This is a genomic window from Pseudomonas sp. PSE1(2024) (genome assembly GCF_050990555.1).
GTDB lineage: Bacteria > Pseudomonadota > Gammaproteobacteria > Pseudomonadales > Pseudomonadaceae > Aquipseudomonas > Aquipseudomonas aphyarum.
On the sequence record NZ_CP158967.1, the window covers coordinates 1,171,368 to 1,194,523 of the forward strand.

Genomic DNA, 23,156 nt, shown 5'->3' on the forward strand with positions numbered 1-23,156 from the left:
TCAGGTCCTATGTCACTAAATTTCCCGCTGTTGCTGGTCATTGCCGTGTTCGTCTGCGGTCTGTTGGCGTTGCTCGATCTGTTGATCCTGGCACCGCGTCGGCGTGCCGCCATCGCCTCCTATCAGGGCAGCGTCAGCCAGCCTGATGGGGTGGTGGTCGAGAAGCTGAACAAAGAACCGCTGCTGGTCGAGTACGGCAAGTCGTTCTTCCCGGTGCTGTTCATCGTGCTGGTGCTGCGTTCGTTCCTGGTGGAACCGTTCCAGATTCCGTCCGGCTCGATGAAACCGACTCTGGACGTTGGCGACTTCATTCTGGTGAACAAGTTTTCCTACGGGATCCGTTTACCGGTGATCGACAAGAAGATCATCGAAGTCGGTGACCCGCAGCGCGGTGATGTGATGGTGTTCCGCTACCCGAGCGACCCGAACGTCAACTACATCAAGCGTGTGGTCGGCCTGCCGGGCGACACCGTGCGGTACACCGCCGACAAACGCCTGTTCGTCAATGGCGAGTCGATCGCCGAGCAACTGGTCGGCTCCGAGCCGGGTACGCTGGGCAGCGCGGAACTCTACAAGGAAAAACTCGGTGTCGCCGAGCACCTGATCCGCAAGGAAATGAGCCGCTACCGCGCAACGCCGGACCATACCTGGACCGTGCCGGCCGGGCACTACTTCATGATGGGCGACAACCGCGACAACTCGAACGACAGTCGCTACTGGGATGATCCGAACATTCCCAAGGATCTGCTGGGCATGGTTCCCGACCAGAACATCGTCGGCAAGGCCTTCGCGGTCTGGATGAGCTGGCCGGAACCGAAACTCAGCCACCTGCCGAACTTCTCGCGGGTCGGCCTGATCAAGTAAACAAACACGGCGCTGTTGACCACAGCGCCGAATGCATTTCTGGCGTCGGCACAACCGGCTCCGGGGCATGAAGCCACGATATTCAGGACGTCATTTTTGAACACAGCGTTAATTGTCCCAGGCCTGCGCCGTATCCCGGCGATGGCAGTGGAATCCAGCCACGAACTCAGCGTGGGTAAACCGTGAGCGTTTCTCTAAGCCGTCTCGAGCGTCAGCTCGGTTACACCTTCAAGGACCAGGAACTGATGGTCCTGGCCCTCACGCACCGCAGCTTTGCCGGACGCAACAACGAGCGTCTGGAATTCCTCGGCGATGCGATCCTCAACTTTGTTGCCGGCGAAGCCCTGTTCGACCGTTTCCCTCTGGCTCGCGAAGGCCAGTTGTCGCGTTTGCGCGCGCGGCTGGTAAAAGGTGAGACGCTGGCGGTACTGGCCCGCGGTTTCGATCTGGGCGATTACCTGCGTCTGGGTTCCGGCGAGTTGAAGAGCGGCGGTTTCCGTCGCGAATCGATTCTGGCCGACGCCCTTGAAGCGCTGATCGGTGCGATCTACCTCGACGCCGGCATGGAAGTCGCCCGCGAGCGCGTACTGGCCTGGCTGGCCGGCGAGTTCGAAGGTCTGACGCTGGTCGACACCAACAAGGATCCGAAGACCCGCCTGCAGGAATTCCTGCAATCGCGCGGCTGCGAACTGCCGCGTTATGAAGTGGTGGATATCCAGGGTGAGCCGCACTGCCGTACCTTCTTCGTCGAGTGCGAAGTTGTCCTATTGAATGAAAAAAGCCGGGGTCAGGGTGTGAGCCGTCGTATTGCCGAACAGGTAGCGGCCGCCGCAGCACTGATTGCCCTGGGTGTGGAGAATGGCAATGACTGATACAAACGCAACGCGCTGTGGCTATGTTGCCATCGTCGGCCGTCCCAACGTGGGCAAGTCCACGCTGCTGAACCACATCCTCGGCCAGAAGCTGGCGATCACCTCGCGCAAGCCGCAGACCACTCGCCACAACATGCTCGGGATCAAGACCGAGGGCGACGTGCAGGCGATCTACGTCGACACCCCAGGCATGCACAAGGGTGGCGAAAAGGCCCTGAACCGCTACATGAACAAGACCGCTTCGGCGGCGTTGAAAGACGTCGACGTGGTGATCTTCGTGGTCGACCGCACCAAGTGGACCGAAGAAGACCAGATGGTGCTGGAGCGCGTGCAGTACGTGACGGGCCCGCTGATCGTTGCGCTGAACAAGACCGACCGCATCGAAGACAAGGCCGAGCTGATGCCGCACCTGTCGTGGTTGCAGGAACAGCTGCCGAACGCGCAGATCATTCCGATCTCGGCGCAACACGGGCACAACCTCGACGCGCTGGAAAAAGTCATCGCCGATCATCTGCCGGAGAACGATCACTTCTTCCCGGAAGACCAGATCACCGACCGCAGCAGCCGCTTCCTCGCCGCCGAACTGGTGCGCGAGAAGATTATGCGCCAGCTCGGCGCCGAGCTGCCGTACCAGATCACCGTGGAAATCGAAGAGTTCAAGCAGCAGGGTGCGACGCTGCACATCCATGCGCTGATCCTCGTCGAACGTGACGGCCAGAAGAAAATCATCATTGGCGACAAGGGCGAGCGCATCAAGCGCATTGGCACCGAGGCGCGCAAGGACATGGAGCTGCTGTTCGACTCCAAGATCATGCTCAACCTGTGGGTCAAGGTTAAGGGCGGCTGGTCCGACGACGAGCGTGCGCTGCGTTCGCTGGGTTACGGCGACCTGTAAGCGCTGATCCCGAGAACACCGATACCCACTGTGGGAGCGAGCCTGCTCGCGATAGCGGTATTTCAGTCGACATCCTTGTTGTCTGATACACCCTCATCGCGAGCAGGCTCGCTCCCACAGTAGTTTTGGGTTTGTGTGTAAAACTGCGTTTCCCTCAACGAGAAATCCATGTCTCAAGCGCCTCCCGCCCAACCCGCCTACGTCCTGCACTCCCGCGCCTACCGCGAAACCAGCGCATTGGTGGATTTCCTCACGCCGCAAGGTCGACTGCGGGCGGTGTTGCGCAGTGCGCGGGGCAAGGCCGGGACGTTGGCGCGGCCATTCGTGCCGCTGGAAGTGGAGTTTCGCGGCAAGGGTGAGTTGAAGAATGTTGGGCGCATGGAAAGCGTCGGCAACGCAACCTGGATGGTCGGCGAGGCACTGTTCAGCGGCCTGTATCTCAATGAATTGCTGATTCGCCTGTTGCCCGCCGAAGATCCGCATCCTGCGGTGTTCGATCATTACGCCGCGACCTTGCTCGCATTGGCCGAAGGCCGGCCGCTGGAACCGTTGCTGCGTTCTTTCGAATGGCGGTTGCTCGACGACCTCGGTTACGGCTTTTCCCTGAATACCGACATCAACGACGAGCCTATCGCTGCGGACGGTCTCTATCGCTTGCAGGTGGATGCCGGACTCGAACGGGTCTATCTGCTGCAACCCGGCCTGTTCAACGGCACTGAACTGCTGGCCATGGCCGAAGCCGACTGGACGGCACCGGGCGCTCTGTCCGCCGCCAAGCGCCTGATGCGTCAGGCACTTGCAGTCCATCTTGGCGGCCGTCCTCTCGTCAGTCGCGAACTGTTTCGCAAACCGTAGCCCCGTGTATGCTGTGCGCCGAATCTTTCCATTCAGGAGCGCATCCGTGACCACCAGCAATCGCATTCTTCTCGGCGTGAACATCGACCACGTCGCCACCCTGCGTCAGGCCCGTGGCACGCGCTATCCGGATCCGGTCAAAGCTGCGCTGGACGCGGAAGAGGCGGGCGCCGACGGCATCACCGTGCATCTGCGCGAAGACCGCCGGCACATTCAGGAGCGCGACGTGCTGTTGCTCAAGGATGTGCTGCAAACCCGCATGAACTTCGAAATGGGCGTCACCGAAGAAATGATGGCGTTCGCCGAGCGCATTCGTCCGGCGCACATCTGCCTGGTGCCGGAAACCCGTCAGGAGCTGACCACCGAAGGCGGTCTGGATGTGGCGGGGCAGGAAGAGCGGATCAGGGCGGCGGTCGAGCGTCTGTCGAAGATCGGCAGCGAGGTATCGCTGTTCATCGACGCCGACGAGCGGCAGATCGCTGCGTCGAAGCGCGTCGGCGCACCGGCCATCGAACTGCACACCGGGCGTTACGCCGATGCCGAAACGCCGACCGAAGTGGCGGAAGAGCTCAAGCGTGTGGCGGACGGCGTGGCCTTCGGTCTGGCCCAAGGCCTGATCGTCAATGCCGGCCATGGCCTGCACTATCACAACGTCGAGGCTGTGGCCGCGATCAAGGGCATCAACGAGCTGAACATCGGTCACGCGCTGGTGGCGCATGCGTTGTTCGTCGGCTTCAAGTCGGCGGTGTCGGAGATGAAGGCGTTGATTCTGGCGGCTGCCAAACACTAAGTCGCAACATCTTGTGGGAGCAAATTGCTCCCACATGTGTTTTGGGGGAAGGGTTAAAGCGGGGCGGGCTCTTGAGCCGGTTTCGACTTGTCGATCCCCGGCACATGCAGATTGCCCTCTGCCACTTGATCGCCTTCAAGCTGCGGCTGGGTCACCCACGTCAGGATGTCGTAGTAGCGACGGATGTTCGCCACGAAATGCACCGGTTCGCCGCCGCGGGCGTAGCCATAACGGGTCTTGCTGTACCACTGTTTCTGCGACAGGCGCGGCAGGATCTTTTTCACATCCAGCCACTTGTCCGGGTTCAACCCTTCCTTGGCCGCCAGTTTGCGCGCGTCATCCAGATGACCGCTGCCGACGTTGTAGGCCGCCAGGGCAAACCAGGTGCGATCCGGTTCCTGGATCGACTCGTCGAGCTGATCCTTCATGTAGGCCAGGTACTTGGCGCCGCCCATGATGCTCTGCTTCGGATCGAGACGGTTGGAAACGCCCATGGCCTGAGCGGTGTTCTGGGTCAGCATCATCAGCCCGCGCACGCCGGTCTTCGAGGTGACCGCCGGTTGCCACAGCGATTCCTGATAACCGATCGCCGCCAGCAGGCGCCAGTCGACTTTCTCTTTCTTGGCGTAGGCCTTGAAGTGCTGTTCGTATTTGGGCAGCCGCTGCTGCAAATGCTGGGCGAAGGTGGTGGCGCCCATGTAGCCGAGGACGTCGACGTGGCCGTAATAACGGTCCTTCAGACGTTGCAGGGTGCCGTTCTTCTGCACCTTGTCCAGATAGCTGTTGATCTCGTTGAGCAGGCTGTTGTCTTCGCCGGCCGCCACGGCCCAGCTCTGGCTGCGCGCGTCACCGAGGTCGAAGGCCACGCGGATGTTGGTGAAGTACACCTGGTTCATCGCCACTTCGTTGGAATCGACCAGGGTCAGGTCGATCTGACCTTCATCGACCATGCGCAGCAGGTCGACCACTTCAACGGCGTCGGATTCTTCGTACTGGATGCCAGGATATTTCTGTTTCAGCTCCGCCAGTTGTTCGGCGTGGGTGCTGCCCTTGAGCACCATGATCTTCTTGCCCACCAGATCGCCGGCGTCGGTAGGACGAGATTGGCCGTTGCGATAGATGATCTGCGGGGTGACTTCGAGGTAGGAGCGGGAGAAGCGCACCTGTTTCTTGCGCTGTTCGCTGCTGACCAGGCCGGCGGCCGCCAGTACCGGGCCGTTCGGCTTGCCGACCTGGTTGAACAGATCGTCGAGGTTGTCGGCGGTTTCGATCTTCAGCTCGACCCCCAAATCGTCGGCGAAGCGCTTCACCAGCTCGTATTCGAAGCCGGTTTCACCGCTGCGATCCTGAAAGTAGGTGGCGGGGCTGTTTCGGGTGACCACCCGCAGCACGCCATCCTCCTTTACGCGCTCGAGTGTGTTGGGTTTATCAACACAGCCACTGAGCATCAGGAAGAGTCCGGTAGCGATCAGCCATTTGGCGTACCGCGGACGCAAAGCCGTTGGGGAAAACATGTGCGCAGTATACGCAAAGGACAACGGGCGCCATATCTCGACAGTTGCGGGGTTGTCTGCTAGGGATCACAAAACCGCTCGAAACCCCGCAGGAATGGGCCCGAAAGGCATTTTGTGACAGAAAAAATAACCCGCGCTCCAACACTCCATAAATTTGACCCTCAAGGCAGGAACACCACTCGACATCCGGGTGCAACCGTGCGTAGCGTTTCGGGTGATGTTGAGGGCGGTTTAGGCTAGAATGCACGGCCTCAAAGCACACCCCTTCCCGAGGCTGTCCCGAAGATGTTGATCCTGCGCGGCGCTCCTGCCCTTTCTGCCTTTCGCCACAGCAAACTCCTTGAGCAACTGAGCCAGAAGGTTCCGGCTGTCAGTGGCTTGTATGCTGAATTCGCTCACTTCGCCGAAGTCACCGGCGTCCTGACCGGCGACGAACAGCAGGTGCTTGCGCGCCTTCTGAAGTACGGTCCAAGCGTTCCGGTTCAAGAGCCGACCGGTCGTCTGTTCCTGGTGTTGCCGCGTTTCGGCACCATCTCGCCATGGTCGAGCAAGGCCAGCGACATCGCCCGCAACTGCGGCCTGAGCAAGATCCAGCGCCTGGAGCGCGGCATCGCGTTCTACGTCGCCGGCCAGTTCAGCGAAACCGAAGCGCAGCAGATTGCAGACGTACTGCATGACCGCATGACTCAGATCGTTCTGGCCAACCTCGAGCAGGCCGCCGGTCTGTTCAGCCACGCCGAACCGAAGCCGCTGACCGCCATCGACATCCTCGGCGGTGGTCGCGCCGCACTGGAAAAAGCCAACGTCGAACTGGGCCTGGCCCTGGCCGAAGACGAGATCGACTACCTGGTCAACGCCTTCAACGGTCTCAAGCGCAACCCGCACGACATCGAACTGATGATGTTCGCCCAGGCCAACTCCGAGCACTGCCGCCACAAGATCTTCAACGCCAGTTGGGATATTGACGGCGAGAGCCAGGAAAAAAGCCTGTTCGGCATGATCAAGAACACCTATCAGATGCACAGCGAAGGCGTGCTGTCCGCTTACAAGGACAACGCTTCGGTGATCGTCGGCAACGTCGCCGGCCGCTTCTTCCCGGATCCGGAAACCCGCCAGTACGGCGCGGTGCAGGAACCGGTGCACATCCTGATGAAGGTCGAAACCCACAACCACCCGACCGCGATCGCTCCGTTCCCGGGCGCGTCCACCGGCTCCGGCGGCGAGATCCGCGACGAAGGTGCAACCGGTCGTGGTGCCAAACCGAAGGCCGGCCTGACCGGTTTCACCGTATCGAACCTGCAGATCCCGGGCTTCGAACAGCCGTGGGAAGTGCCGTACGGCAAGCCTGAGCGCATCGTCAACGCGCTGGACATCATGATCGAAGGCCCGCTGGGCGGCGCCGCATTCAACAACGAATTCGGTCGTCCGGCCCTGACCGGCTACTTCCGTACCTTCGAACAATCGATCACCACCCCGCACGGTGACGAAGTTCGCGGTTACCACAAGCCGATCATGCTCGCTGGCGGCATGGGCAACATCCGTGAAGAACACGTCAAGAAAGGCGAGATCGTCGTCGGCTCCAAGCTGATCGTCCTCGGCGGCCCGGCGATGCTGATCGGTCTGGGCGGCGGCGCTGCTTCCTCCATGGCCACCGGCACCAGCTCGGCGGATCTGGACTTCGCTTCGGTTCAGCGTGAAAACCCTGAAATGGAACGTCGCTGCCAGGAAGTCATCGACCGTTGCTGGCAGCTGGGCGACAAGAACCCGATCAGCTTCATCCACGACGTGGGCGCGGGCGGTCTGTCCAACGCCTTCCCGGAACTGGTCAACGACGGCGACCGCGGTGGCCGTTTCGAACTGCGCAACATTCCAAACGACGAGCCGGGCATGGCCCCGCACGAAATCTGGTCCAACGAATCCCAGGAACGTTATGTTCTGGCGGTCGGCCCGGCCGACTTCGAGCGCTTCAAGGCGATCTGCGAACGTGAGCGTTGCCCGTTTGCCGTTGTCGGCGAAGCCACCGCCGAGCCGCAACTGACCGTGACCGACAGCCACTTCGGCAACAACCCGGTGGACATGCCACTGGAAGTGTTGCTGGGCAAGGCCCCGCGCATGCACCGTTCGGTGGTTCGCGAAGCCGAGCTGGGCGATGACTTCGATCCGTCGAACCTCGACATCGGCGAAAGCATCGAACGCGTCCTGCACCACCCGGCCGTGGCGAGCAAAAGCTTCCTAATCACCATCGGCGACCGCACCATCACCGGCCTCGTGGCCCGTGACCAGATGGTCGGCCCATGGCAGGTTCCGGTGGCCGATGTTGCCGTCACCGCCACCAGTTTCGACGTTTACACCGGTGAAGCGATGGCGATGGGCGAGCGCACTCCGCTGGCGCTGCTGGACGCTCCGGCGTCGGGCCGCATGGCCATCGGCGAAACCCTGACCAACATTGCCGCCTCGCGCATCAACAAGCTCTCCGACATCAAACTGTCGGCGAACTGGATGTCCGCTGCCGGCCACCCGGGCGAAGACGCGCGTCTGTACGACACCGTGAAAGCGGTCGGCATGGAACTGTGCCCTGAGCTGGGCATCACCATCCCGGTCGGCAAGGACTCGATGTCCATGGCCACCCGCTGGAACGACAACGGCGAAGACAAGACCGTCACCTCGCCAATGTCCCTGATCGTGACCGGTTTCGCGCCAGTGGCTGACATCCGTCAGACCCTGACTCCGGAACTGCGCATGGACAAGGGCACCACCGACCTGATCCTGATCGACCTCGGTCGCGGCCAGAACCGCATGGGCGCCTCGATCCTGGCGCAGGTTCACGGCAAGCTCGGCAAGCAGGCTCCGGACGTCGACGACGCCGAAGACCTGAAAGCGTTCTTCGCAGTGATCCAGGGCCTCAACGCCGACGGTCACCTGCTGGCTTACCACGACCGTTCCGACGGTGGTCTGCTGACCTCCGTGGTGGAAATGGCCTTCGCCGGTCACTGCGGTCTGAGCCTTAACCTGGACAGCGTTGCCGAAAGCTCCGCTGAAATCGCCGCCATCCTGTTCAACGAAGAACTGGGTGCCGTGATCCAGGTTCGCCAGGACGCCACCCCGGACATCCTCGCGCAATTCAGCGCTGCCGGTCTGGGCGACTGCGTTTCGGTGATCGGTCAGCCGATCAACAATGGCCAGATCAACATCACCTTCAACGGTGACACCGTGTTCGAAGGCCAGCGTCGTCTGCTGCAACGTCAGTGGGCCGAGACCAGCTACCAGATCCAGCGTCTGCGCGACAACGCCGACTGCGCCGAGCAAGAATTCGATGCGCTGCTGGAAGAAGACAACCCGGGCCTGAGCGTCAAGCTGAGCTACGACGTCAACCAGGACATCGCCGCGCCTTACATCAAGAAAGGCATTCGCCCACAGGTTGCCGTACTGCGTGAGCAGGGCGTCAACGGTCAGGTGGAAATGGCGGCAGCGTTCGACCGCGCCGGTTTCAACGCGATCGACGTGCACATGAGCGACATTCTGGCCGGCCGTGTCGACCTGAACGAGTTCAAAGGTCTGGTGGCCTGCGGTGGTTTCTCCTACGGCGACGTTCTCGGCGCCGGTGAAGGCTGGGCCAAGTCCGCACTGTTCAACAGCCGTGCCCGCGATGCGTTCCAGGGCTTCTTCGAACGTAACGACAGCTTCACCCTCGGCGTGTGCAACGGTTGCCAGATGATGTCCAACCTGCACGAGCTGATCCCGGGCAGCGAGTTCTGGCCGCACTTCGTGCGCAACCGCTCCGAGCAGTTCGAAGCGCGTGTGGCGATGGTTCAGGTTCAGGAGTCGAACTCGATCTTCCTGCAGGGCATGGCCGGTTCGCGCATGCCGATCGCCATCGCTCACGGTGAAGGTCACGCCGAGTTCTCCAGCGAAGAAGCACTGCTGGAAGCCGATCTGTCCGGTTGCGTGGCGATGCGTTTCGTCGACAACCATGGCAAGGTCACTGAAGCCTATCCGGCCAACCCGAACGGTTCGCCGCGCGGGATCACCGGTCTCACCAGCCGTGATGGCCGTGTGACGATCATGATGCCGCACCCGGAGCGTGTGTTCCGTGCCGTGCAGAACTCGTGGCGTTCGGAAGACTGGAACGAAGACGCGCCTTGGATGCGTATGTTCCGTAATGCTCGTGTGTGGGTGAACTAAGCGCTGTGTACAAGCTCGCGTTTTTTGTTCCCGACAGTCATGTCGAGGTGGTCAAGGAGGCTGTGTTCGCTGCCGGTGGTGGGCGGATCGGTGATTATGACCACTGTGCGTGGCAGGTGCTTGGATCTGGTCAGTTTCGGCCTTTGGACGGGAGTCAGCCGTTCATGGGTGAGGCGGGGCGGGTTGAGCGGGTCGAAGAGTGGAAGGTTGAGCTTGTTGTTGGCGATGAGTTGATTCGCTCGGTAGTGGCGGCTCTTAAGTTGAGCCATCCCTACGAGACGCCGGCTTATGAAGTGTGGCGGCTGGAGGATTTTTGATTTTCCTTGGCTGCTGAAATGGAAAACCCGCTGAGAGTGATTTCAGCGGGTTTTTTGTTGTTTGGGGTTTGGGTTGGGTGAATATCCGTTTCTTTGGGAGCGGCGGCTTATGGTTCCGCCCTTACGGCGGGTCACTTTGGCAAACGCCCCAAAGTAACCAAAGGTCTGGGCCCCGGCGTTCGGCCCCTCGCTGGGGCTCGGGGTTCCTTCGCTCCGGGATTCATCCGGGGGCATCGCCTACGGTTTGCTTCGCTGCACCTCCTCTCGATGCATGCGGCTTCGCCGCACGGTCGCTGCGCTCCCACCCCCGGATAAATCCCTCCACTCAGCCTTCCGATGGGGCCGGCACGTCAAAAGCCTTACTCGAGCTAACGCTCATCGTGTTGAGTGGTGGGAAGCAGAAAGCAGAAAGCAGAAAGCAGAAAGCAGAAAGCAGAAAGCAGAAAGCAGAAAGCAGAAAGCAGAAAGCAGAAAGCAGAAAGCAGAAAGCAGAAAGCAGAAAGCAGAAGGCAACTGCGTACTGCTTGATCGTTCCCACGCTCCGCGTGGGAATGCAGCCCGGGACGCTCCGCGTTCCATTTTCGATTGTTTAAAGATGTGCGGGATTTACTGAATCTTCCCAATTGGTTTCAGCTTGCCCCCCCGGAAGCTCCGGTCCTGCGGTGGTTGCTTCAAATGGAACAGGAAACCCGGCCTAGGCCGGGTTTCTTGTTTGTAATCGCTTCAAGTCAAAACTTGATGGCAACCATCAGACCTTGGCACTCACCTCACTCCGATTGACCAACCCCTCCAGCGCCACACTCAAACTCTGCGCCCGATCCCCCACCAGCAAGTGCCACACGCCATCTTCCAGCGCGCTCACACCCAGACATCCAAGCTCTTTCAAGCGGCTTTCCGAAAGCGCCTTGCCATCGGCCAGTTGCAGGCGGATCCGGCTCATGGCGATGCAGTCGAGTTGCAGCACGTTGTCGCTGCCGCCCAGAGCGGTCAGCCATTGCTGGGCCTGGGGTGTGGAGACTGCGACGGGTTCGCTGGTTTCGACAACAGCGACAGGGGCAGCCACCACGGCTCGGCCCAATGCGGGCATCGCCAGGCGGATTTCGTCGGTAATGCTGTCGGCCATCGGTCCGACGACCACCTGCAGACTGCCGCCCTTGCCGGGACGTACCACGGCCATTGCGCCCAGTGCTTTCAGATCGGCGTCCGAGGCTTTGTTGCGATCGACCATTTCCAGTCGCAGACGCGTGGTGCATGCGCCGACGGTGACCAGATTTTCCGCACCGCCGAGTGCCTTGATGTAAGCGCTGGCGCGTTCGTTTTCGGTCAGGACCGCTTTGTCGGCGGTGGCGACGTCTTCGCGGCCCGGGGTTTTCAGGTTGAAGCGGCGGATGCAGAAATCGAACACCGCGTAGTAGATGACCGCATACGCCAGGCCCACCGGCACCACCAGCCAGCCGTTGGTCGAGCGTCCCCAGCCCAGCACCATGTCGATGAAGCCGCCGGAGAAGGTGAAGCCCAGATGAATGTTCAGCGCGTTGGTGATCGCCATCGACAACCCGGTCAGCAGCGCGTGCAGCAAAAACAGCAGCGGTGCGAGGAACATGAAGGCGAATTCGATCGGTTCGGTGACGCCGGTGAGGAACGCGGTCAGGGCCATCGACAGGAAGATCCCGCCCATGACTTTGCGTCGCTCCGGCAGGGCGTTGCGGTACATCGCCAGGCAGGCGGCGGGGAGGCCGAAGATCATGACCGGGAACATGCCGGTCATGAACTGGCCGCCTTTCGGGTCGCCGGCGAAGTAGCGGGACAGGTCGCCGGTGACCAGTGCGCCGGTGGTCGGGTCGGTGAAGTTGCCGAACACGAACCACGCCATGTTGTTGAGGATGTGGTGCAGGCCGGTGACGATCAGTAGGCGGTTGAACACGCCGAAGACGAACGCGCCGAAGCTGCCGCTTTCCATCAGCAACGTGCCGAAGCTGTTGATGCCGTGCTGGATCGGCGGCCAGATGTAGCCGAACAGCACGCCCAGGCCAACCGCGCTGAAACCGGTAACGATGGGCACGAAACGCCGGCCACCGAAGAACGCCAGGTACTCCGGCAGCTTGATGTCCTTGAAGCGGTTGTACAGCGCGCCGGCCATCAGGCCGCTGACGATCCCGGCGAGCATGCCCATGTTGATGCTGGCGTCGAGCACCTTGAGGGTGGAGATCATCACCAGGTAACCGATCACCCCGGCGAGGCCGGCGGTGCCGTTGTTGTCCTTGGCGAAACCGACCGCGATGCCGATGGCGAAGATCATTGCCAGGTTGGCGAAGATCACCTGGCCGGCGTCGTGGATGATCGCGATGTTCAGCAGGTCGGTGTCGCCCAGGCGCAGCAACAGGCCGGCGATCGGCAGGATCGCGATCGGCAGCATCAGCGCGCGGCCGAGGCGTTGCAGGCCTTCGATGAAGAGTTGGTACATGGCGTTTGTCCTTGTTGTTTTTGTTAGCGCAGAGGCCAATGTTGATGACAGGCATGACGCACCGCGGCGGCGCTGCTCAGCTTGAGCAAGTCCCGGGCGAGGCGTTGGCATTCGGCTTCGTGCAGCTGGCGCACGCGGTCCTTGATTTCGCCGATCTGTACCGGGCTCACCGACAGTTCGGTCACGCCCAGGCCGATCAACACCGGCGTCGCCAGCGGATCGGAAGCCAGGGCGCCGCACACGCCGACCCAGCGTTTATGCACCGCCGCGCCTTCGCAGGTCATGGCGATCAGGCGCAGCAGCGCCGGGTGCAAGGCATCTACCCGCGCGGCGAGGCCTGCGTGGTCGCGGTCCATGGCCAGGGTGTATTGCGACAGGTCGTTGGTGCCGATGGACAGGAAGTCCGCGTGTTCAGCCAATTGTTCGGCCTGCAACGCGGCGGCCGGGACTTCGATCATCACGCCGATTTCCGGACGTTGATTGATGCCCAGTTCCAGGCACAGCGCATCGACCCGCTGGCGGATGTGCAGCAGTTCGTCGACTTCGGTGACCATCGGCAGCAAGATCCGGCAGCGCTGCAACGGGCTGACTTGCAGCAGCGCACGCAGTTGCTGATCGAGGATTTCCGGGCGGGCCTGGGCCAAGCGAATGCCGCGCAGGCCGAGTACCGGGTTGGCTTCCACGGGCAGTGGCAGGTAGTCGAGTTGTTTGTCGCCGCCGACATCGATGGTGCGGATGATCACCGACTTGTCGCCCATGGCATCGATCACCGCTTGGTAGGCAATGCGTTGTTCTTCGACGTCCGGCGCAGTGTGGCGATCGACGAACAGAAACTCGGTGCGCAACAGGCCGACGCCGTCGGCGCCGTTGGCAAATGCATCCGCCGCTTCGTGGCTGGAAGCGACGTTGGCGACCACTTCGATGGCCACGCTGTTGCGGGTTTCCGCCGGCAGATAGGCCTGGGCTTGCTGGGCATCGCGCCGTTGTTGGCGGTCGATCTGTGCCTGGCGGACTTCGGTCAGACGCTCGGCATTTGGCGTCAGTTCGAGACGACCGCCGTCGGCGTCGAGGACCACCGGTTGGCCTTGTGCTTGATCGAGCAGTGCAGAACCCAGTGCGACCATGCACGGCAGGCCTTTGCCCCGGGCCAGAATCGCCACGTGGGAAGTCGCGCCACCTTCGGCCATGCACAAGCCGGCGACGCCTTGCGCGCTGAGTTGCAGCAGGTCCGACGGCGTCAGTTCGTGGGCGGCGACGATGGCGCCAGCCGGCACTTCGTAATGCCAGGCTTCGCCGAGCAGGGCGCGCAGCACCCGTTGCTTGAGGTCGCGCAGATCGTTGGCGCGTTCGGCCAGCAGCGGGCTGCCGGTGTTTTGCAAAACCTCGCATTGCGCGTCGATGGACTGGCTCCAGGCGTGGGTCGCTGCGGTGCCGGTTTCAATCGATTGCTGGGCGGCATCGAGCAGGGCCGGGTCTTCCAGCAAGGCCAGGTGCGCGGCGAAGATCGCTTCTTCGTCGGCATTGCGGTGTTTTTTCGCTTGGGCGAGGGTGCCGTCGATTTCGCTGCGAACCTGGTTCAGCGCGATGTCGAGGATCTGCAATTGTTGCTCGGGCTGATGATTGCCACTGTCCGCTGGCAGGCTGATCGCGTTCAAACGAAACAGCGGTCCGCCGACCAAACCCGGTGCGGCGCACACACCGTGCAACACGCCAGCCTCGGCCGGGCGATTGCGTGGGGTAGCGGCAACCGGTGCGGCGGCGTGATGATCTTCGGCCAGGGCGGTGGCCAGTGCGGTGAGCAAGGCTTGCAACGCCGCCTGTGCGTCCGGGCCCTGGCAAGTGACCTGCACTTCGTCCTGCTCGCCAATCGCCAGGCCCATCAAACCGATGAGGCTGTTGCACTGTGCCGACTTGCCGGCGAAATGCAGCTGCGACTGGCTTTTGAAACCTTGCGCGGTCTGACGGATCAACGCCGCCGGGCGCGCATGCAGACCGCCGCGATGGGCGACCTGCACGTGACCGTGAACTTCCGGGCCGCCGAGTTCTTCTGTGTTCGCCGCTGCGCTGTGACGAGCGACGATGTGCAGCAGCGGCTCGCCCACCTTCACCGTTTTCAGGGTGATGGGGCGCGCCTGGAAATCCTGGCTGTTGGTCAGGATCAGCAGGCTGACCAGGCTTTTGCACTGGCGGCCGACCTTGTCCAGGTCATAGCGCAGCAGCGGCTGGCCATTGCTGACCCGCGCGCCTTCCTTGACCAGCATCGAGAAGCCTTCGCCCTGCAACTCCACCGTGTCCAGACCAAGGTGCAGCAACAGCTCGGCGCCGTTGTCGGCGCGCACGGTCAGTGCATGGCCGGTGCGGGCGACGTGGATCACCACGCCGGCGCAGGGCGAATACAGGGTGTCGTTCAGCGGATCGATGGCAATGCCGTCGCCCATCGCGCCGCTGGCGAACACCGCGTCCGGAACTTTGGCGAGCGTGAGCACCGGGCCGCTGAGCGGGGCGCTTAAAGTCAGCTCTTTATTGTTGTTGTGCATGGCTCGGTCTCATCAGGAAAACGTTCGGTTCGGACTCAGTGCGTACGGGTGACTTTGCTCAGGTGTCGCGGCTGATCCGGGTCCATGCCACGGGCCACGGCCAGACCGGCCGCCATCACGTAGAAACTCTGGATCGCCAGGATCGGGTCGAGCGCCGGATGCTCCGCGCGGCTCAAGGTCAGGTCACGTTCGCTCACGTCATCCGGGGCGGCCAGCAGCACGCGGGCGCCGCGCTGGCGCATCTCGGCCGCCAGGCTCAGCAGACCGGCCTGTTCGGCACCGCGCGGGGCGAACACCAGCAACGGGTAATGTTCGTCGATCAAGGCCATCGGGCCGTGACGGACTTCGGCGCTGCTGAAGGCTTCGGCCTGGATCGCCGAGGTCTCCTTGAATTTCAGTGCGGCTTCCTGGGCAATGGCGAAACCGGCGCCACGGCCGATCACCATCAACCGCTCGCAATCGCGCAGGGCGTCGATGGCCAGGCTCCAGTCCTGTTGCGCGGCTTCGCGCAGGCCCTCGGGCAGGGCGTTGTGCGCCTCCAGCAATTCGCTGTCTTCTTTCCAGTGGGCGATCAGACGAGCGCTGGCGCTGAGGGTGGCGATGAAACTTTTGGTCGCGGCGACACTGCTTTCAGTGCCGGCCAGCAACGGCAGGCTGAATTCACAGGCAGCTTCCAGCGGCGAATCGGCGGCGTTGACCATCGACACGCTCAAGGCGCCACGTTTGCGCAGCAGGCGCAGGCTGTTGACCAGATCCGGGCTCTGGCCCGACTGGGAAAACGCGAACGCAACCTGACCGCTGACCTTCAACGGCGCCTGTTGCATGGTCACCACCGACATCGGCAACGACGCCACCGGTACGCCAAGTTGCTGCATGGTCAGATACGCGAAGTAGCTCGCCGCATGGTCGGAGCTGCCACGGGCAACGGTCATCGCCACTTGCGGCGGCTGACGGCGCAGGCGCCCGGCGATCTCGATCATTTGCGGGTCGAGCTGTTGCAGTTGGGCTTGCACGGCCTCGAACGAGGACAGCGCCTCCTCAAGCATTTTTGAAGTCAATGTCTTCTCCTTCGACCATGACGGCGGTCAGTGTGAGTGAGCGATCCAGCCGCACGCAGTCGGCCCAGACGCCGGGTTGCAGGCGCCCGCGCTCGGTGATGCCGAGGTAGTCGGCGGGGAATTGCGAAAGACGTTGCGAGGCCTCGGCGATCGGCAGGCCGATCTTCACCAGATTGCGCAGGGCCTGATCCATGGTCAGGGTGCTGCCGGCCAGGGTGCCGTCGGGCAGGCGCACGCCGCCCAGGCATTTGGTGACGGTGTGGCTGCCGAGCTTGTACTCGCCATCGGGCATGCCGGCGGCGGCGGTCGAATCGGTGACGCAGTACAGGCACGGAATCGAGCGCAGGGCCACGCGGATCGCGCCGGGGTGCACGTGCAGCAAATCCGGGATCAGCTCGGCGAATTTGGCATGGGCCAGCGCCGCGCCGACGATGCCCGGCTCGCGGTGATGCAGCGGGCTCATGGCGTTGTACAAGTGGGTGAAACTGGTGGCGCCGGCTTCGAGGGCGGCGACGCCTTCCTCGTAACTGCCGAGGGTGTGGCCGATCTGCATGCGGATGCCACGGCTGCTGAGCTCACGAATCAAACCGTCATGGCCGGCGATTTCCGGGGCGATGGTGATCACCCGGATTGGCGCGAGTGCCAGATAGTCTTCGACTTCCGCCATCAACGCGGTGTGGGCGAAGTTCGGTTGGGCGCCGAGTTTGCCCGGGTTGATGTACGGGCCTTCGAGGTGAACGCCGAGTACCCGGGCGGCGCCTTTCGGACGCTGTTCGCAGAACTCGCCGACCTCCTTGAGCACGCTGGCAATCTCGGCACTCGGCGCGGTCATGGTGGTGGCCAGCAGCGAGGTGGTGCCGAAGCGCACGTGGGTTCGGGTGATGGTCTCGAACGCGCTGGCGCCTTCCATGATGTCCTTGCCGCCACCGCCGTGGACGTGCAGGTCGATGAAACCCGGCAGCAGATAGGGCAGGTCATTGGTCGCCGGATCGCAAGGCACGCCTTCGATCGACACGACTCTGCCGTGTTCGTGGATCAGCCGGCCGCGAATCCAGCCGTCAGCGGTGAGGATGTTGTCTTCAGACATTTCGCTTCTCTCGTTTGGCCTGGCTGCTGATCAGCGGCGAAGCTCTGCAACAAAGTCGTAGTAGTCGTTGCGGCAATAGGTGTCGGTGACTTCGATCGGCGTGTTGTCTTCCAGGTAGCCGACCCGGGTCATCAGCAGCATCGCGGTGCCGGGGGCGATGCCGACGAGTGCGGCGAACTCGTCCGAGGCGTTGATTGCCTGGATGTGCTGCAAGGCGCGCACGATCGGTTTGCCGATGCTGTCGAGGTGTTCGTAGAGGGAATCGCCCACCACCTGTGGCTTGGGCATGATCGAGGCGGGCAGGGTGCTCATCTCGATGGCCATCACGGTGTCGTCGGCTTTGCGCAGGCGTTTCATGCGCGCGACCTTGTCGTTCGGCGACAGGCCGAGGCGGATCAGTTCTTCGTGGGTCGGCAGGGTGATTTCCCGCTCCAGCCATTGCGAGCTGGGCACGAAGCCCTTGAGGCGCAGCATCTCGCTGAAACCCGACAGGCGCGACAGCGGTTGTTCAAGGCGTGGGGTGATGAAAGTGCCGGAACCTTGCAGGCGGCGGATCAAACCTTGATCGAGCAGGACTTCCAGCGCCTTGCGCGCGGTGACCCGGGAAATCCCCAGCATCTCGCTGAGATTGCGCTCCGAGGGCATCGCCTGTTCGGCTTTCCACTGGCCGGCATGGATCGCCGCTTCCAGGTTGCGCGCCAGTTGCAGGTACAGCGGCGTCGGCTGGGAGTCGTCAGGGCGCAGGGCGTGGAGGTCGTTCATGCAAGGCACTTCCGGAGCTGATATTGGTTTGTTGTCGCTCGCTGTTTCGGCGAAAACTAATACCACTTGCATACCATGTCAACGCAGCGGAAAGGCCTGTAGTCCTTTGGAATCGGGTGTTTCAGGGCGGGTGGTTTCAAGTGGTATTAGCGCTGGGCGCTGAACAACAAAAGATCGCAGTCTGCGGCAGTTCTGGCGGGTGAAAGTGGTATCACCGTTCAGACGTTGCCGCAGGCTGCGATCTTTTTGATTTATTTTTTGCGGGCGACCAATGGTCGGGGAAAGGGCCGCTTTGCGGCCCCTCGGGAGCGTGCTCCCTGGATGACAGAGTCAGGGGCGGATTTCGATCATCGTGCCATCCGGCACCAGGTTCCAGACTTCACGCATGTCGACGTTGCGCATGGCGATGCAGCCATCGGTCCAGTCCAGGGTGTGGAACAGTTGTTCCGGGTTGTCTTCGGAGTCCGGCGTGCCGTGGATCATGATCATGCCGCCAGGCTCGACGCCTTCGCGGCGGGCGCGGGCGGAGTCGCTGATGTTCGGGTAAGAGATGTGCATCGACAGGTTGAATTTGTCGCTGGTCTTGCGCCAGTCGATCCAATAGAAACCCTCCGGTGTGCGTTTGTCGCCTTCAATCAGCTTCGGGCCTTTTTTCGCGCCCTTGCCCAAGGAGATGCGATAGCTCTTGAGTGGCTTGCCGTCGGCGATCAACTGCAGTTGATGAGCCGATTTGAGCACTAGTACTTTTTCGATGAGCGGGGTGTTCGAAGGCGTCACGGTGGTCACGAATGACGCTTGGGAGACGGTGACGAACGACAGGCAGAACAGGGCAAGCAACCAGCGCATTGAAACGATTCCCCAGAAATGAAGCAGATACTTTATTTATAGATAGTGTGCAGGCGCTGTCGCGGGCTGCGTTAGCCGGTTATCGGCCGGCTGCCGTCGAAATCAAGTGATGGCCGGTTGAGCGAGCGGCGGAATCGATTCGGAGCGAACCGGATAGACCTCGACGCGCCGGTCTGCAAAGAAGCATTCCAAAGTACGGCCCACCGTGCGGAAAGCCAGCTCGTCCCAGGGAATGTCGGCTTCGTCGAACAGTTGCACTTCCAGGCTTTCAGGGCCGGCGGCGAAGTCCAGATCCGCCAGCTCGGCGCGGAAAAACACATGCACCTGACTGATATGTGGCACGTCGATCAGGGTGTAGATGCTCAGGTTGCGCACCCGGGCGCAGGCTTCCTCGGCGGTTTCGCGGATGGCGGCCTGCTCGATGGTCTCGCCGTTCTCCATGAAACCGGCGGGCAGCGTCCAGTAACCGAGGCGTGGCTCGATGGCGCGGCGACACAGCAGGACTTTGGTGCCCCAGGTCGGTACACAACCGGCCACGATATTGGGGTTCTGGTAGTGAATCGTCTGACAGCTGTCGCAGACGAATCGCAGCCGCGAGTCGCCTTCGGGAATGCGCTGGGTCACCGGGTTGCCGCACTGGCTGCAAAATTTCATGCTGGGGTTCCTGAATGCTGCGCCTATCTTGGCGTGCAGCGGTGTCAGTCGGCAAGTTGTCGTTTCGCGACATGACGCCTGTTCGGGGCTTGGGCGGTCGCAATGATTGGTGCATGATGCAGGGTAAGGCACCGATCGAGAACACTTATGCTGGACGAGCTACTGCACCGGGTAAGCAATCACACGCCGCGCACGCTGGAGACCGACACGCGTTTCCCCGAGGCCGCTGTCCTGGTGCCGATTACTCGCAGTGACGAACCCGAACTTGTCCTCACCCTGCGCGCCAGCGGGCTCTCGACCCACGGCGGCGAAGTCGCCTTCCCCGGTGGACGACGGGATCCGGAAGACCCGGACCTGGTGTTTACCGCCCTGCGTGAAGCCGAAGAAGAAATCGGCCTGCCGCCGGGACTGGTTGAAGTGATCGGTCCGCTCAGCCCGCTGATTTCCCTGCATGGCATCAAGGTCACGCCGTATGTCGGGGTGATTCCCGATTTTGTCGAATACCAGGCCAATGATGCCGAGATCGCTGCGGTGTTCAGTGTGCCGCTGGAGTTCTTCCGCAAGGATCCGCGCGAACACACCCACCGCATCGACTATCAGGGTCGCAGTTGGTACGTGCCGAGCTACCGTTACGGCGAATACAAGATCTGGGGGCTGACGGCAATCATGATTGTCGAGTTGATCAACCTGCTCTATGACGCCAAAATCAGCCTGCATCAGCCGCCCAAAAGCTTTATCAATACCTGAAGCCATCGCTCGAATGGCCAGCCATCTTGAGCCCTGAGGAAAACAAGATGAAATACCGCCTGGGCGACGCCCGTGTCGAAACCCATCCGCAGAGCTGGGTCGCCCCCAACGCCGTACTGGTGGGCAAGGTCAGACTGGAAGAGGGCGCCAACGTCTGGTTCAACGCCGTGTTGCGCGGCGACAACGAACTGATCCTGATCGGCAAGAACAGCAACGTGCAGGACGGCACGGTAATGCACACCGACATGGGCTATCCGTTGACCATCGGCACCGGGGTGACCATCGGCCACAACGCCATGCTCCACGGCTGCACGGTCGGCGACTACAGCCTGATCGGCATCAACGCCGTGATTCTTAACGGCGCGAAAATCGGCAAGAACTGCATCATCGGCGCCAATTCGCTGATCGGCGAAGGTAAGGAAATTCCTGACGGTTCGCTGGTGATGGGTTCGCCGGGCAAGGTGGTGCGTGAGCTGACCGAGCCGCAGAAGAAGATGCTCGAAGCCAGTGCCGCGCACTATGTGCATAACTCCCAGCGCTATGCGCGCGATCTGGTCGAGCAGGAAGAATGACAACCCCGGAAAGACCCGTCGCCTCGCCGTGCGTGAGCATTTGCGCGCTGGACGAAGACGACATTTGCACCGGTTGTCAGCGTACGGTCGAAGAGATCACTCGCTGGAGCCGAATGACGAATGATGAACGCCGGGTTGTCCTCGGGCTCTGTCATGAGCGGGCGAAGGCCAGTGGCCTGGTCTGGATGATCGGTAAAACGCCAGGGCAATAACCGATTTGATTGGCGTCATCGGAAGGCTGAAGTAACCTGTGCGCCAAATTGACAGGTCACGCCCATGATTTTCCTCATCGCCTACATCAGCAGCGTCGTGCTGATCAACTTCGCCTTCTCCACCGCGCCGCACCTGGACATCATCTGGTCGGCCTGGGGTGGGCTGGTGTTTGTGCTGCGCGACATGGTGCAGATCCGCTTCGGCCACGGCGCGATTGCGGCGATGCTGGCGGCGCTGGTGCTGTCCTATGTCACGTCCGATCCGTCGATTGCGCTGGCCAGCGCCACGGCATTCGCGGTCTCCGAGTGCATCGACTGGCTGGTGTTCACCATCACCAAGCGCCCGTTGCGCGACCGCTTGTGGATCAGCTCGGCGCTGAGCATTCCCCTCGATACCTTCATCTTCTTCGGCATGATTGACCTGCTGACGCCGCCGGTGCTCATCACCGCGCTGGCCTCGAAGTTCGCCGGTGTGACTGCGGTCTGGCTGATCATGGCCTGGCGCGAACGCAAACAGGCTGTCGCCGGCTGAAGCCAAACCCTCAGGTTCATGTAAAATGCCGCGCTTTCTCCCCATGGAAAGCGCGTCTGGCGTTGCTTTCCTCGATGATCCGCTTCTTTGAGGACCTGAGATGACCCGTATCGGAACTCCATTGTCGCCGACCGCGACCCGCGTATTGCTGTGTGGCTGTGGTGAGTTGGGCAAGGAAGTGGTGATCGAACTGCAACGCCTGGGCGTTGAAGTGATCGCCGTTGACCGTTACGCCAATGCGCCGGCCATGCAGGTTGCGCATCGCAGCCACGTGATCAACATGCTCGACGGCGCCGCCCTGCGTGCAGTGATCGAAGCCGAGAAGCCGCACTTCATCGTGCCGGAAATCGAAGCCATCGCCACCGCCACTCTGGTCGAACTGGAAGCTGAAGGCTTCACCGTGATCCCGACCGCTCGTGCCGCGCAACTGACCATGAACCGCGAAGGCATCCGTCGCCTGGCCGCCGAAGAGCTGGACCTGCCGACTTCGCCGTACCACTTCGCCGACACCTTCGAGGACTACAGTAAAGCCGTTGAGGACCTGGGTTTCCCGTGCGTCGTGAAACCGGTGATGAGTTCGTCGGGCAAGGGCCAGAGCCTGCTGCGCAGCGTCGATGACGTGCAGAAAGCCTGGGATTACGCTCAAGAGGGCGGTCGCGCCGGCAAAGGTCGCGTGATCATCGAAGGCTTTATCGATTTCGACTACGAAATCACTTTGCTGACCGTGCGTCACGTGGGTGGCACCACCTTCTGTGCCCCGGTTGGCCATCGTCAGGAGAAGGGCGACTATCAGGAATCGTGGCAGCCACAGGCCATGAGCCCGGTGGCGCTGGCTGAATCCGAGCGTGTTGCCAAAGCCGTGACCGAAGCGTTGGGCGGCCGTGGCCTGTTCGGCGTCGAGCTGTTCATCAAAGGCGATCAGGTGTGGTTCAGCGAAGTGTCGCCGCGTCCGCACGACACCGGTCTGGTAACCCTGATTTCCCAGGACCTGTCGCAGTTCGCCCTGCACGCCCGGGCAATCCTCGGCCTGCCGGTGCCACTGATCCGTCAGTTCGGCCCATCGGCTTCGGCGGTGATTCTGGTGGAAGGTCAGTCGACCCAGACCGCATTCGCCAACCTCGGCGCTGCACTGAGCGAACCGGATACCGCGCTGCGTCTGTTCGGCAAGCCTGAAGTCAATGGTCAGCGCCGCATGGGTGTTGCACTGGCCCGTGACGAGTCGATTGAAGCCGCTCGTGCCAAGGCGACCCGTGCTTCCCAGGCTGTTGTAGTAGAGCTGTAAACCGAGTCGCGTCCATCGCGAGCAAGCTCGCTCCCACAGGTTCGGCGGTGTTCACAAATTATGTGTGTGGCCACGGACACTGTGGGAGCGAGCTTGCTCGCGAAGCTTTTGATC

The 23,156-nt window shown here is 61.9% G+C and carries 20 protein-coding genes; 12 read left to right on the forward strand and 8 right to left on the reverse strand.

From position 1 onward, the window contains the following. Nucleotides 1-9 precede the first annotated feature (9 nt). The 5 genes from lepB (at nucleotide 10) to pdxJ (ending at nucleotide 4,276) form a co-directional block, all read left to right on the forward strand. Nucleotides 10-864, forward strand: a complete 855-nt coding sequence (gene lepB / locus ABTV87_RS05100) for a signal peptidase I (RefSeq protein WP_007957367.1) — start codon at nucleotides 10-12, stop codon at nucleotides 862-864. A gap of 182 nt (nucleotides 865-1,046) precedes the next feature. Beyond that, a complete protein-coding gene (rnc, locus tag ABTV87_RS05105; RefSeq protein ID WP_011332589.1) occupies nucleotides 1,047-1,736 on the forward strand; it encodes a ribonuclease III in 690 nt (229 codons plus the stop codon). Beyond that, nucleotides 1,729-2,631, forward strand: a complete 903-nt coding sequence (gene era / locus ABTV87_RS05110) for a GTPase Era (protein WP_039769512.1) — start codon at nucleotides 1,729-1,731, stop codon at nucleotides 2,629-2,631. The genes rnc and era overlap by 8 nt, the downstream gene beginning before the upstream one ends. Before the next feature lie 168 nt (nucleotides 2,632-2,799). Beyond that, nucleotides 2,800-3,486 carry a DNA repair protein RecO gene (gene recO, locus ABTV87_RS05115; RefSeq protein WP_192563629.1) on the forward strand — a complete coding sequence of 229 codons (687 nt, stop codon included), beginning with the start codon at nucleotides 2,800-2,802 and terminating at the stop codon, nucleotides 3,484-3,486. A 46-nt stretch (nucleotides 3,487-3,532) separates the two neighbouring features. Next, complete coding sequence (pdxJ, locus tag ABTV87_RS05120; protein ID WP_064382428.1) at nucleotides 3,533-4,276, forward strand: pyridoxine 5'-phosphate synthase; 744 nt, start codon at nucleotides 3,533-3,535, stop codon at nucleotides 4,274-4,276. Between the two features lie 53 nt (nucleotides 4,277-4,329). Here the strand turns inward: pdxJ and mltF are convergent, their stop codons facing one another. Further along, nucleotides 4,330-5,790 (reverse strand): membrane-bound lytic murein transglycosylase MltF, encoded by a 1,461-nt coding sequence (gene mltF / locus ABTV87_RS05125; RefSeq protein WP_011332593.1) that lies wholly within the window; start codon nucleotides 5,788-5,790, stop codon nucleotides 4,330-4,332. Nucleotides 5,791-6,075: 285 nt separating this feature from the next. On the opposite strand from mltF, the gene purL reads away from it, so the two are divergent. Together purL and ABTV87_RS05135 are read left to right on the forward strand one after the other, a co-directional pair. Continuing rightward, nucleotides 6,076-9,972 carry a phosphoribosylformylglycinamidine synthase gene (gene purL / locus ABTV87_RS05130; protein WP_433899082.1) on the forward strand — a complete coding sequence of 1,299 codons (3,897 nt, stop codon included), beginning with the start codon at nucleotides 6,076-6,078 and terminating at the stop codon, nucleotides 9,970-9,972. A 5-nt stretch (nucleotides 9,973-9,977) separates the two neighbouring features. Beyond that, nucleotides 9,978-10,289, forward strand: a complete 312-nt coding sequence (locus ABTV87_RS05135) for an NGG1p interacting factor NIF3 (RefSeq protein ID WP_433899083.1) — start codon at nucleotides 9,978-9,980, stop codon at nucleotides 10,287-10,289. Nucleotides 10,290-11,037: 748 nt separating this feature from the next. Here ABTV87_RS05135 and nagE read toward each other — a convergent pair. The 7 genes from nagE to ABTV87_RS05170 form a co-directional block, all read right to left on the reverse strand. After that, the gene (gene nagE / locus ABTV87_RS05140) at nucleotides 11,038-12,753 is read right to left on the reverse strand and encodes an N-acetylglucosamine-specific PTS transporter subunit IIBC (protein WP_433899084.1); all 1,716 of its coding nucleotides are present in this window, start codon (nucleotides 12,751-12,753) and stop codon (nucleotides 11,038-11,040) included. A 23-nt stretch (nucleotides 12,754-12,776) separates the two neighbouring features. Next, on the reverse strand, nucleotides 12,777-15,290 hold the full coding sequence (gene ptsP, locus ABTV87_RS05145; RefSeq protein WP_433899085.1) for a phosphoenolpyruvate--protein phosphotransferase: 2,514 nt from the start codon (nucleotides 15,288-15,290) through the stop codon (nucleotides 12,777-12,779). 35 nt (nucleotides 15,291-15,325) lie between these two features. Further along, complete coding sequence (locus ABTV87_RS05150) at nucleotides 15,326-16,348, reverse strand: SIS domain-containing protein (protein WP_139834502.1); 1,023 nt, start codon at nucleotides 16,346-16,348, stop codon at nucleotides 15,326-15,328. Next, nucleotides 16,329-17,435: an N-acetylglucosamine-6-phosphate deacetylase gene (gene nagA, locus ABTV87_RS05155; RefSeq protein WP_433899086.1), complete on the reverse strand. Its 1,107-nt coding sequence runs from the start codon at nucleotides 17,433-17,435 to the stop codon at nucleotides 16,329-16,331. Before nagA ends, ABTV87_RS05150 begins: the two co-directional genes overlap by 20 nt. A gap of 30 nt (nucleotides 17,436-17,465) precedes the next feature. Beyond that, nucleotides 17,466-18,197, reverse strand: coding sequence for a GntR family transcriptional regulator (locus ABTV87_RS05160; protein WP_007954613.1), 732 nt, complete (start codon nucleotides 18,195-18,197; stop codon nucleotides 17,466-17,468). A 330-nt stretch (nucleotides 18,198-18,527) separates the two neighbouring features. Further along, nucleotides 18,528-19,043 carry a L,D-transpeptidase family protein gene (locus ABTV87_RS05165; RefSeq protein WP_007954614.1) on the reverse strand — a complete coding sequence of 172 codons (516 nt, stop codon included), beginning with the start codon at nucleotides 19,041-19,043 and terminating at the stop codon, nucleotides 18,528-18,530. Nucleotides 19,044-19,145: 102 nt separating this feature from the next. Continuing rightward, the gene (locus ABTV87_RS05170; protein ID WP_085608171.1) at nucleotides 19,146-19,697 is read right to left on the reverse strand and encodes an NUDIX hydrolase; all 552 of its coding nucleotides are present in this window, start codon (nucleotides 19,695-19,697) and stop codon (nucleotides 19,146-19,148) included. Between the two features lie 147 nt (nucleotides 19,698-19,844). Between ABTV87_RS05170 and ABTV87_RS05175 the strand changes: the two genes are divergently transcribed. From ABTV87_RS05175 to purT, 5 genes are all read left to right on the forward strand, one after another. After that, nucleotides 19,845-20,444, forward strand: coding sequence for a CoA pyrophosphatase (locus ABTV87_RS05175; protein ID WP_064382420.1), 600 nt, complete (start codon nucleotides 19,845-19,847; stop codon nucleotides 20,442-20,444). 47 nt (nucleotides 20,445-20,491) lie between these two features. After that, nucleotides 20,492-21,016, forward strand: a complete 525-nt coding sequence (locus ABTV87_RS05180) for a gamma carbonic anhydrase family protein (RefSeq protein ID WP_042606912.1) — start codon at nucleotides 20,492-20,494, stop codon at nucleotides 21,014-21,016. Continuing rightward, a complete protein-coding gene (locus ABTV87_RS05185; RefSeq protein WP_007954618.1) occupies nucleotides 21,013-21,228 on the forward strand; it encodes a DUF1289 domain-containing protein in 216 nt (71 codons plus the stop codon). The genes ABTV87_RS05180 and ABTV87_RS05185 overlap by 4 nt, the downstream gene beginning before the upstream one ends. A 64-nt stretch (nucleotides 21,229-21,292) precedes the next feature. Then, on the forward strand, nucleotides 21,293-21,760 hold the full coding sequence (locus ABTV87_RS05190; protein ID WP_207985128.1) for a preQ0 transporter: 468 nt from the start codon (nucleotides 21,293-21,295) through the stop codon (nucleotides 21,758-21,760). A gap of 100 nt (nucleotides 21,761-21,860) precedes the next feature. Further along, a complete protein-coding gene (gene purT / locus ABTV87_RS05195; RefSeq protein WP_064382418.1) occupies nucleotides 21,861-23,042 on the forward strand; it encodes a formate-dependent phosphoribosylglycinamide formyltransferase in 1,182 nt (393 codons plus the stop codon). The last annotated feature ends 114 nt before the right edge of the window (nucleotides 23,043-23,156 follow it).